Annotated in this window: 8 protein-coding genes and 1 pseudogene; 2 read left to right on the top strand and 7 right to left on the bottom strand. The window is 63.9% G+C overall.

Annotated features, from left to right (window positions below; all coding sequences use genetic code 11):
- The 5 genes and pseudogenes from VFF99_RS17980 to ugpQ form a co-directional block, all read right to left on the bottom strand.
- Positions 1-110 (bottom strand): annotated as a pseudogene (locus tag VFF99_RS17980) (electron transfer flavoprotein subunit beta/FixA family protein); the annotation flags it as partial.
- Positions 111-376: 266 nt separating this feature from the next.
- On the bottom strand, positions 377-604 hold the full coding sequence (locus tag VFF99_RS17975; protein WP_325020296.1) for a sulfurtransferase TusA family protein: 228 nt from the start codon (positions 602-604) through the stop codon (positions 377-379).
- A 101-nt stretch (positions 605-705) separates the two neighbouring features.
- Positions 706-1,203, bottom strand: a complete 498-nt coding sequence (locus VFF99_RS17970) for an NUDIX domain-containing protein (protein WP_414691556.1) — start codon at positions 1,201-1,203, stop codon at positions 706-708.
- Positions 1,204-1,237: 34 nt separating this feature from the next.
- Positions 1,238-3,865, bottom strand: coding sequence for an alanine--tRNA ligase (alaS, locus tag VFF99_RS17965; protein WP_325020295.1), 2,628 nt, complete (start codon positions 3,863-3,865; stop codon positions 1,238-1,240).
- 121 nt (positions 3,866-3,986) lie between these two features.
- Positions 3,987-4,730: a glycerophosphodiester phosphodiesterase gene (gene ugpQ, locus VFF99_RS17960; protein WP_325020294.1), complete on the bottom strand. Its 744-nt coding sequence runs from the start codon at positions 4,728-4,730 to the stop codon at positions 3,987-3,989.
- Positions 4,731-4,817: 87 nt separating this feature from the next.
- Here ugpQ and VFF99_RS17955 point away from each other — a divergent pair, with 87 nt between their 5' ends.
- Together VFF99_RS17955 and VFF99_RS17950 are read left to right on the top strand one after the other, a co-directional pair.
- Positions 4,818-7,388: a sensor domain-containing protein gene (locus tag VFF99_RS17955; protein ID WP_325020293.1), complete on the top strand. Its 2,571-nt coding sequence runs from the start codon at positions 4,818-4,820 to the stop codon at positions 7,386-7,388.
- Positions 7,370-8,608 (top strand): CaiB/BaiF CoA-transferase family protein, encoded by a 1,239-nt coding sequence (locus VFF99_RS17950; RefSeq protein WP_325020292.1) that lies wholly within the window; start codon positions 7,370-7,372, stop codon positions 8,606-8,608. Before VFF99_RS17955 ends, VFF99_RS17950 begins: the two co-directional genes overlap by 19 nt.
- 18 nt (positions 8,609-8,626) lie before the next feature.
- Here the strand turns inward: VFF99_RS17950 and VFF99_RS17945 are convergent, their stop codons facing one another.
- Positions 8,627-9,952 carry a TldD/PmbA family protein gene (locus VFF99_RS17945; RefSeq protein ID WP_325020291.1) on the bottom strand — a complete coding sequence of 442 codons (1,326 nt, stop codon included), beginning with the start codon at positions 9,950-9,952 and terminating at the stop codon, positions 8,627-8,629.
- Positions 9,949-11,397, bottom strand: a complete 1,449-nt coding sequence (locus VFF99_RS17940) for a TldD/PmbA family protein (RefSeq protein ID WP_325020290.1) — start codon at positions 11,395-11,397, stop codon at positions 9,949-9,951. Before VFF99_RS17940 ends, VFF99_RS17945 begins: the two co-directional genes overlap by 4 nt.
- Positions 11,398-11,443: the final 46 nt, after the last annotated feature.

Here is an 11,443-nt window from a genome sequence, read left to right as displayed (position 1 = left end):
GGGTTCATCGACATCTTGACGTTGGCGATGTCCACACCGCTGCCGTCGGACTTGACGCGGACCTTCACGTTGAAGTCCACCACGCGTTTGACAGGTACCAAGACTTTCATAGCTTTGCCTTTGTAAGAAACAATTGACGTTAACGTAAACCGAACCGTGATTATATGAGAGAGCTGCGCGTGCGACGAAATTTAGCACGACCGTTCTATTAATTGGTAGAGAGTATGCACTAAATCGCATCAAAAATCCAAGGAATCCTGATGCACGAGCGGTGTCATTTCCGAGAGGGAATGGCACCGGAAACGGGCTTGCGGGGAACTGCGAGGAAGAAAGACTACGGGAAGGGAAAGAGGATGGACATGCGCTGGATCAGGAATTATTTGCGCTTCATGAAGAAGGTGAATTCCTTGTCGTTTTCGCTCTGGCCGACCAGCTCGTTGCCGGTCTGGCGGGCAAAGGCCTGGAAATCGCGCACGGAACCGGGGTCGGTTGCCATCACGCGGAGGATCTGACCGCTGGTCATTTCAGCCAACGCCTTCTTTGCCTTCAGGATAGGCAGCGGACAATTCAAGCCGCGGGCGTCGAGCTCTTTATCGAATTCCATGTTCATCGCTCAATAACGAAAAATCGGTGAGGAAATTCTACCGCAAATGCAAGCGGCTTGTGCAGCGCAACAAGCAATAAACTAGCAATGAATTCAATACGTTATTGAGTTGGCAAGTCGAAGAATTCGACGTGCAGGCCGCGTGCGCGCATCCAGTCGGCCATGGCATAGCCGGTACCGGCGCGCCACGGGCGCAGCTTTTCGGGGGAAATGAGGCGGTAGTCCACCAGTTCCTCGGACAGGCGGATCTCGCCGGAAGCCTTCACGTGGTAGGCAATGATGACTTCGTTCTTGCGGATGAATTCATAGACGCCGATCAGGACGATCTCGTCGGCATCGAGGTTGGTTTCTTCCTTGAGTTCGCGGGCCACGCCCTGCTCCGGCGTTTCGCCGCGCTCCATGAAGCCGGTGATCAGCGCAAACATCTTTTCCGGCCACGCCGCATTGCGCGCGAGGAGGATGCGGCCCTCGACTTCGACGAGGGCCGCGAGCACCGGCAGCGGATTGTCCCAATGCGTCCAATGCCCGTCAGGGCAGGCAAGGCGGACCTTGCCGCCTTCGCCGGTATCCGCGCGCTCGATGAGCGGCGCGGCGCACATGGGACAGAATTGCGGCGTCACGATGGCGTCCGCATCAGGCCCGTTCGCGCACCCAGTCGGTCACGCCTTGCAGCGCCTTCGGCAGTCCGCTCGGATCGGTGCCGCCGGCTTGCGCCATGTCGGGCCTGCCGCCGCCCTTGCCGCCGACCTGCTGGGCGACGAAGTTGACCAACTCGCCTGCCTTGACCTTGGCGGTCGCGTCGGCGGTGACGCCGGCGATCAGGCTGACCTTGCCTTCGTTGACGGCGGCCAGCACGATGGCGGCAGTCTTCAGCTTGTCCTTGAGCTTGTCCATCGTCTCGCGCAGGGCCGGCACGTCGGCGCCGTTGAGCGTCGCGGCCAGCACCTTGATGCCGTTGACGTCGACTGCCTGTGCCAGCAGTTCGTCGCCTTGCGCGGAAGCCAGCTTGCCCTTCACGGCGGCCAGTTCCTTCTCCAGCGCGCGCACCTGTTCGAGGACGCTGCCGACGCGGGTCGACAACTCTGCCGGGGTCGCCTTCAGCGTGCCGGCGACCTGGTTCACGGTCGATTCCAGCGATTGCAGGTAGGCCAGCGCATTCTCGCCGGTGATCGCTTCGACGCGGCGCACGCCGGCGGCCACGCCGCTTTCGGCGACGATCTTGAACAGGCCGATGTCGCCGGTGCGCTGCACGTGCGTACCGCCGCACAGTTCGCGGCTGGAGCCGATGTCGAGCACGCGCACTTCATCGCCGTACTTCTCGCCGAACAGCATCATAGCGCCGACCTTCTGCGCTTCCTCGATCGGCATCACGCGCGCCTGCGTCGGATGGTTGGCGAGGATCTCGGCATTGACGAGCGCCTCGACCTTGCGGATCTGCTCATGCGTCAGCGGGCCGTTGTGGGCGAAGTCGAAACGGGTGCGCTCGGCGTTGACCAGCGAACCCTTCTGCTGCACGTGCGAGCCGAGCACTTCGCGCAGCGCCTTGTGCATCAGGTGCGTGGCGCTGTGGTTGCGCACGGTCCGGGCGCGCTTCTCGGCATCGACCTTGGCGTTCATCGTGTCGCCAACCTTGATCGTGCCTTCCGCCACGCGGCCGTGGTGGCCGAACACGTCGGCCTGGATCTTGAGCGTGTCTTCCACGAGGAAGCGGGCTGCGGCATTGCGCAGTTCGCCGGTGTCGCCCACCTGGCCGCCGCTCTCGGCGTAGAACGGCGTGTGGTCGAGCACGACCACGGCGTCATCGCCGGAGTTCGCCTGTTCGACCGCCGTGCCGTCGACATAGATCGCGGTGACCTGCGCGGTGTCGTGGATCAGCTTTTCGTAGCCGTGGAAAGTCGTCGGGTTGCCGGCGTATTCCAGGCCCTGCGCCATCTTGAACTTGCCGGCTTCGCGTGCGCGCTGGCGCTGTTCGTCGAGCAGCGCGTTGAAGCGCGCTTCGTCCACCGTCACGCCGCGCTCGCGGCAGACGTCGGCAGTCAGGTCGACCGGGAAACCGTAGGTGTCGTGCAGCTTGAACGCGGTGTCGCCGTCCACTACCTTTGCGCCGGTGGCGAGTGCGCGCTCGAGGATTTCCATGCCGTTGGCGATGGTGCGGAAGAAGGCTTCCTCTTCCTGCTTCAGTACCTGCATCGCGCGTTCGCCGTTCAGGCGCAGTTCCGGGTAGGCGTCGCCCATCTCGTTGACGAGGGCCGGCACCAGCGCATGGAAGAAAGGCTTGCGCGCGCCCAGCTTGTAGCCGTGGCGGATCGCGCGGCGGGCGATGCGGCGCAGCACGTAGCCTCGGCCTGCATTGCTCGGGATCACGCCGTCGACCACCGTGAAGGTGCAAGCGCGGATATGGTCGGCGATCACCTTCAGCGACGGCGAGTCCTTGTCGCAGTCGCCGGCGCCGGCTTCATCCACCGCTTTCTTCGCGGCGGCCAGCAGGTTGACGAAGGTGTCGATCTCGTAGTTGCTGTGCACGTGTTGCAGCACCGCGGTGATGCGCTCCAGGCCCATGCCCGTATCCACGCTCGGCTTGGGCAGCTTGTGCATCACGCCTTCTTCGTCGCGGTTGAACTGCATGAAGACGTTGTTCCAGATCTCGATGTAGCGGTCGCCGTCTTCGTCGGGCGAGCCGGGCGGGCCGCCGGGGATTTCCGGGCCGTGGTCGTAGAAGATCTCGGTGCAGGGGCCGCAGGGGCCGGTATCGCCCATCATCCAGAAGTTGTCGGATGCGTAACGCGCGCCCTTGTTGTCGCCGATGCGCACGATGCGCTCCACCGGCACGCCCACCACCTTGTTCCAGATCTCGTAGGCTTCATCGTCTTCCGCGTAGACGGTCACCCACAGCTTTTCCTTCGGCAGCTTGAAGACGTCGGTCAACAGTTCCCATGCATAGACGATCGCGTCGTGCTTGAAGTAGTCGCCGAAGCTGAAGTTGCCCAGCATTTCGAAGAAAGTGTGGTGACGCGCGGTATAACCCACGTTTTCCAGGTCGTTATGCTTGCCGCCGGCGCGGATGCACTTCTGGGAAGTGGTGGCGCGGGTGTAGGCACGCTTGTCGAAACCGAGGAACACGTCCTTGAACTGGTTCATGCCCGCATTGGTAAACAGCAATGTCGGGTCATCGCCGGGCACCACCGGGCTGGAGGCGACGATGGTGTGGCCTTTCGATTCAAAGAACTTCAGGAATTTTTCGCGGATTTCTGACGATTTCATGTTGGGCGAAGTGTGGGAGATGCGTTTGCAAACCGTTGATTATACGTGATATGCCTTGGTGGATGAGGGCCTGCGGCAGGGATTGGCGAGCCAGAGTCCGTACCGGGGAAGCCGGCGCCGCTCAGGCCCCGGCGAAATCCGGGCCGATCAGGTCGATGCGGTCAGTGCAGAAGGCATCCACGCCCCACCCAAGGAGTTCCCGCGCCCGTTCCGGGGCGTTGACGGTATAGCAAAACAGGCCGTAACCCGCCTGTTTCACGGCGCGGGCGCGCTCCGGCAGCAGGTATTTGTGGTTGGTATGGAGCGCCACCGCCTCCAGCACCTCCAGCCGCTCGCGCCAGTCGGGCGGCATGACGTCGACGAGGAAAGCGCGCGGAACTTCCGGCGCTTCCGCCATGGCGGCGGCAAGCGCCTCGAAGGAAAACGAGGAAAGCAGCGGCATGAGCGGATCACCGGGAGCGAAGAAGCGCCGCGTCCACTCGGCCACGACCCGCCCGGTTTCCGCCTCCGCGCCGGGCGAGGGCTTGATCTCGACGTTCATCCAGATCCGGTTTGCCTTGCAGAAATCGGCTGCCTGCCGGTAGTCCGGCACCGGTTCCCCGGTAAACGAAGTTCCGAACCAGGAACCGGCATCCAAGCGGGAAAGCGCCTGCGCGCTCGTTTCGCCGACTTTCCCCTTCCCGCTCACCGTGCGGCCGAAATCGGGATCGTGCATCAGCACCGGCACGCTGTCCTTCGACAACATCACATCGAACTCAACGGCGCGAAAACCGTGCGCCAGTCCGCAACGCAGGGCGGCCATCGTGTTTTCGGGCGCCAGCGTGCCGCCGCCGCGATGCGCAAGAACTCTCGGATAAAACCACATGGCTTGATCTATCTCTTGGAATGATCCGCAACGCATCGTAGTCTAATGCCAATCGTTACGAAAGGTGACGCGCTCGCCGAGTCCGCCATGCCAGCCGACAGTCCCTATCCTGCCCCCTTCGACACGTCCAACTTCCTCTTCCCGGCGGAATGGCATACGTTTTCCGATCTGCTGGGAGGAGCGGACACCGGCCTGATTTGCCTCAAGGAAGGCGTGATCACGCATGTGAACCGGCACCTGACGGAGCAGTTGGGTTACGACGACACCGACCTCCTCGGGCAGCCTGCGGAATTCCTTTTACTCGAAGGCACTGCCGGGATGGAAAGCGACGGCAGCACTGTCCGACTGCGCGCAAAATCCGGCAAGGCCGTGCGCTTCCACTTCGTCGCCAACCGCATCGACAGCCTGCACGACGCCAGTTCCACGATCTGGATCCTTCGTCCCGACTCGCCTCTCGCCGGCCGCATGTCCGACATGTCGCTCGCCGAAGCCGTGGCCGGCCAGTTGCCGGGACTTGCGCTCGTCTGCGGCGCGGGCAGCGGGCTGCGGTTTGCCAACAACGCGTTCGAGGAATTGACCGGCAGCAGCAGCGGCATGCTGGCCGAACTCGTGCACCATGAAGATCGCGACAAGCTGCTCCATGCGATCGAAAAAGCCGCGGGCAACGACGGCCATGCCGTGCCGCTCGCCTTCCGGCTGCGCCACCATGACGGCGCATGGCGGCATTATTCCGGCCAGGCAAAGCGGCTCGCCTTGCCTGACGGGACCGATGACGTGCTGCTGACCGCGCGCGACGTGACGCACGAGCTGCAGCTGCAGCAGGATATCGCCGCCGGCAAGAAGCGCCAGCTGCACTACCTCAACCGGCTGTTCCGGCTGGCACAGCATCCGCAGGCCAACCTCGATACGGCGCTCAAGGTCATCCTCAAGTCCGGCGCCAAGGCGATCGATGTGCAGCGGTGCGCATTCTGGGAAGTCTTCGAAGACGCCGCCGAGTCCCGCTGCATTGCGATGTATGACGACGTGAAGCAGAACTTCATCATCGAAGAAGTCACACCCCTGTTTGCGACCTCCTTCCATCCGCTGCTGCAGCAGCTCGTGCGCAACGAGCAGCCGCTTGTCGTTGCCGACGTCGACCAGGACCCCCGCGCCGCCCTGTACTGCGAATATTTCCACGCCGAGGGCATCAAGGCGCTCATGGCACTCCCCGTCCAGCGCGGCAACAAGCCGGCCGGCCTGCTGCTGTTCAGCGTGCTTGGCCGTTCCCGCCCCTGGCGCAAGGACGAAACCGCTTTCGGGCATAACATCGCCGCGCTCGTCGCGACCATTTTCAGGCAGGTCGACCGCGTCAAGGAAGAGGCGCAGCTGCGCCATCTGGCACATCACGACAGCCTGACCGGCCTGCCCAATCGCCACTACCTGTTCGACCAGGCACACGATTTCTTCCCCAAGGTGACGGCCGGGGCAAGCACACTGGCCGCCTTCTTCATCGATCTCGACGGCTTCAAGAGCGTCAACGACGCCTTCGGCCACGCGGTCGGCGACGAATTGCTGAAAGCGGCGGCGCTGCGGCTGAAGAACGTGGTGCGCAAGGAGGACGTCCTGGTACGCCTGGGGGGCGACGAGTTCATGCTGCTTGCCCGCAACCTGAGCAACATGCGCATCGCCGACGACATCGCCCAGCAGATCGTGGAAACCATGCGCGGTGCATTCTCGCTGCAGGGACGCGAGTTGCAGATTTCGGCCAGTGTCGGCATCGCCATTTATCCCTTCGACGGTACCGACATCGACACGCTGATGAAGAAAGCGGATATCGCGATGTACCACGCGAAATCGGCCGGGCGCGACCAGTACCAGATGTTCGCGCCGTCGCTGGACGAAGGCGCAACGCAACGCTCGACGCTGGAAGCCGAACTGCGCCACGCGATCGCGGAGAACGAACTGGTCCACTACTACCAGCCGCAGATCGACCTGCGAACCGGGAAGGTGCGCTGCGTCGAAGCCCTGCTGCGCTGGCGCCATCCTCGCCTCGGCCTGCTGCTGCCCGCAACCTTCCTGCCGGTGGCGGAGGAATCCGGCCTGATCCATGAAATCAGCACCTGGGTCGTCAATGAAGCCTGCGAGCAGATGAACGAATGGGTGATGCAGGGCCTGCACGACTTCACGCTGGCCATCAACCTGTCCGCCAGCCAGCTCATGGACCGCACGCTGCTCCCCGCGCTGGAAGATGCGCTGGACCGCACCGGCATCCCCGCGCACCTGCTCGAATGGGAAGTGAAGGAAAGCACGGTGATGCAGCACCACACGATGACCTCCTCGATGCTGGACCGTGTGGCGGACATGCGCATCGGCCTTTCCATCGACGATTTCGGCACCGGCTATTCGAGCATGGCCTATCTCCGGCGCTATCCCGTGCGCAAGGTTAAAATCGACAGCAGCTTTGTCGGCGGCCTGCCCGGGGAAAAGGACGACCGCGCCATTACCGACGCCATCATCTCGATGGCGCAGCCGCTCGGCCTGGACGTGGTGGCCGAGGGCGTGGAAACACCGCAGCAGATGGAATACCTGCGCGAGCGCGGCTGCGACATTGCGCAGGGATTTTTCTTCACACAACCTCTGACTGCGGAACAATTCGAAACATGGCTGATTCGCCACTGAAGAAAGCGCTCGGACACATTCGCGTACTCGACCTGACCCGCGTGCTGGCCGGCCCGTGGTGCGCACAGAACTTCGCCGACCTCGGCGCCGATGTGATCAAGATCGAACGCCCCGGCGCGGGCGACGACACCCGCCACTGGGGCCCGCCCTACCTGAAGGATGCCGAAGGGCGCGATACCAGCGAAGCGGCCTACTACCTCGCCGCCAACCGCGGCAAGCGCTCGGTGACGCTCGACATTGCCACGCCCGAAGGACAGGAGATCGTGCGCCGGCTCGCGCGCCAGTGCGACGTCGTGCTGGAAAACTACAAGGTCGGGCAGCTGAAGAAGTACGGGCTGGACTACGCCTCGCTGAAGAAGGAACAGCCCGGCCTCATTTATTGCTCGATCACCGGCTTCGGCCAGACCGGCCCGTACGCGCAGCGCGCCGGCTACGACTTCATCATCCAGGGCATGGGCGGCTTCATGTCGATCACCGGCGAGCGCGACGACCTGCCGGGCGGCGGGCCGCAGAAAGCCGGCGTCGCCATCTCCGACCTGATGACGGGCATGTATGCGACGATCGCCGTCATGGCCGCGCTGACCCATCGCCACCGTACCGGTGAAGGCCAGTACATCGACATGGCCCTGCTCGACGTGCAGGTGGCGATGCTGGCGAACATGAACACCAACTTCCTCGCCAGCGGCAATCCGCCCACGCGCTGGGGCAATGCGCATCCCAACATCGTGCCGTACCAGACCTTCGCGACTTCCGACGGGCACATCATCGTGGCGGTCGGCAACGACGGCCAGTACCAGCGCTTCGTGGAAGCAGGCGGCAGACCCGAGCTGGCAGTGGACGAGCGCTTCGCCACCAATCCCATGCGCGTGCGCCATCGCGAGGCGCTCGTGCCGCTGCTGGCCGAGATGGTGAAAACGAAGACCAAGCAGGAATGGATAGCCGCGCTGGAAGCGGCGGGCGTTCCCTGCGGGCCGATCAACAAGCTCGACGAAGTGTTCGACAATCCTCAGGTGCAGGCGCGCGGCCTGCGCATGGATCTGCCGCACCCGACGGGCGGCACGGTCAAGCTGGTCGGCAGCCCGATGAAGATGTCCGCCACGCCGCCCCGCTACGACATGCCGCCGCCGCTGCTGGGCGAGCATACCGAGGAGGTGTTGCGGGAATTGCTGGGCGAGAGCGAGGAGCGGATTGCAGCGTTGAAAAAGAACGGGATCGTCTGACGACCTTCCCGCCCTTCCTTACAGCACAAACACGAAATCCTTCACCAGCGCCCCCGGCAGCAATGCGCTGCCGGTGCTGCGCGCACCATAGGTATCGGTATCGATCAGCATCTCGCGCTCGTCGGTCAGGCCGGCCAGCTTGTCGCCGAGCAGACGGAACAGCGAATCATCGAAACGCATGACGTTCAACGGCGCCTTGATCTCGCCGTCTTCCACCCAGAAGGTGGCGAAGCGCGTCATGCCGGTGATGCGCCCGTTCATGCGGTCCGAGAAATTCAGGTACCAGAGATTGCTGACGTAGACGCCGGTGCCGAGTTCGGCAAGCACGCGCGAGGCCGGCAGCGTGCCGGCCGCCAGTTCCATCGAGGCCATGCTTTCGCCGGCATCCGCGCCGTTGGTGTCGATGCCGTATTCCTTGGCGGTGCGCGGCGACACCAGGCTGCCGGCAAGGCGGCCTTTTTCGATCAGCACCACCCTGTCCGGCTTGATGAAGCCGTCGCCCTGGAAAGCAGGCGCGAGACCGCCGGCCGTGTGCTCGGACAGCGTCACCGCGGGGTTCAATGCGACGCTGCCGTCGCGCATGCGGCACAAGGGGCTCTGGCGGGTACGGATCGATTTCTCCGACACCCCGTCCCAGTTCAGCATGCCGATCAATTCCTGCAGCGCCGACGGAGCGAGATAGGCGCGGTAGGCGCCGGGCGGGATGCTCATTGGTGTGCGCTGAAGAATGGAAAGCTGCCTGCCTGCGTCGGCAAACTTTTCGTTGAGTGCGGCGCCGTCCCATTCGAAGCCGGCGAGGCTCGCCTTCACTGCCTTGTCGCGCTGGTGGTACAGGCTCCAGTCGAAATTGAAACTGGCGGCTTCGTGCCAGTTGCGCTGGCCGAACGAGTTGGCATAGCCGCGGTACACCGGCCCCGCCGCAAGCAGGCCCACCATGTCGTGGCCGCGCGCGGCTGCCAGCACCTCGTCCACCATGGCCGCCGTTTCCGGCAGCCGCGATGGCAGGGTATGGCCGGTGGAGCGCACCTCGGTGGCACGCAGCAGGTGCGGGTCTTCCGGCAGGTCAGGAAGCTGGCTGCGCAGTGCGGCTACCATGCGGTCGAGCACGAAGCGGTCGGCGTCGATGCTGCCGGACAGCGCCATGGTCATATCGGCGTGACGCCGGCCGTCGAACAGCGTGAGGGTGAGATAGATCTGTCGCACGTGCCCCGGCTGGCGAATGGCGCCGCGATTGAAGCGCACGAAATCGGTGGACTCCGCCGAGAGCCAGCATTGGTAGTCTTCACCGTCGCGCATGCGGGTATCGAGGCGTGCGGCGAGGTCGAGGAAGTATTGGCGCATCATGCACCTCCGAAGACGTCGACATTGGCGAACAGGCAGGCCGGCGATGCGTGGCCGACGCGGATCACCTGCGACGGCTCGCCCTTGCCGCAGAACGGCGTGCCCATCACGCTGAAGGTCGAGCGGTCGCCCACCGCCTTCAGCGAGCGCCAGAAGGTGGAGGAAATGCCACGGTAGTTGGGATTCTTCACCATGCCTTTCAGCTCACCGTCTTCAATCAGCCGCCCGTACTCGCAGCCGAACTGGAACTTGTTGCGCGAGTCGTCGATGGACCACGACAGGTTGGTATCCATCAGCACGCCGCGTTCCACCGAGCGGATCATGTCATCCAGCGTCGATGTGCCCGGCTCGATGTTGAGGTTGGCCATGCGATCGATCGGGGGACGGTTCCAGCTGCAGGCCCGGGCATTTGCCACGCCTTGCATCCCGCTGCGCGCCTGGGAGATTGCGCCGCCCAGCGGACGTTCGAGCAGGCCGTCGCGGATCAGGTAGGCGCGCTCCGCCTTGCTGCCTTCGTCGTCCCAGCCGTAGCTGGCGTATTGCTCGGGCCGGTCCGGGTCGTAGGTGACGTTGAGCAGTTCCGAACCGTAACGATAGTTGCCGAACATGTCGAGCGTGACGAAGCTGGTGCCGGCGAAATTGCGCTCGTCGCCCAGGATGCGGTCGAGCTCCAGCGGATGGCCGATGGATTCATGGATCTGCAGCATCATCTGTTCCGGCATCAGCAGCAAGTCCATGCTGCCGCTCGGGCAATTCGGTGCGGCCAGCAGTTCCAGCGCCTCTCCGGCCACGCGCCGTCCCGCACCGTGGAAGCCGGCCTGTTCGAGGATCTCGAAGCCGCCCTGCCGGCAGTAGCCGTTGTACTGGCCGCCCAGGCTGCGCGTCTGGGTATCGTTGCCATCGCTCGCCGTCACGGCGAGGTTGGGGACGAGGTAGCGGAACTGCTGCTCGACGTCTGCGCCGTCGGCAGTCAGGTAGAGCTGCGATGTGCTCACGTTCCAGACCGAAGCCTGCCAGTCCACCACGCGCGGATCGATGCGGCAGGCGGCCGATTCCTGCATCAGCAGCGCGATCAATTCGCGGCGAGCGGGGATGGGCGTGGACGGGGCGGACGATGCATAGCGGCCCTGCGGACGCGGCAGGTCGATGCGGGAATAATCGACGACCGAACGGCCGGCGCTGGCTTCCGCCCAGCGGCAGGCGCGGGCGATGGCATTGCGCAGGCCGGCGGCGCTAAGGTCGCTGGTGGCGGCATAGCCCCAGCCGCCGCGGTGCACAACGGTCACCATGGCGCCGCAGTCGACAGTGGTGGCGGGCGGCTCCAGCACATCCTGGCGCACGCTGAGCTGTTCGCTGGTCTCTTCGACGAAACGGAGCGAACAGAAATCAACCGCGGGCGCAAGGCTGCGGAACAGGGAACGGATGGAATCGGGCAAGGCGGTACTCATCAATCAGAAGGAACAGTACACAGACTGCAGCATGGGCGGAACGTTC

This window comes from Noviherbaspirillum sp., assembly GCF_035654295.1.
Classification (GTDB): domain Bacteria; phylum Pseudomonadota; class Gammaproteobacteria; order Burkholderiales; family Burkholderiaceae_D; genus Noviherbaspirillum.
The sequence above is the reverse complement of the archived record's forward strand: the minus strand, read 5'-3'. Positions and strand labels throughout refer to the sequence as shown.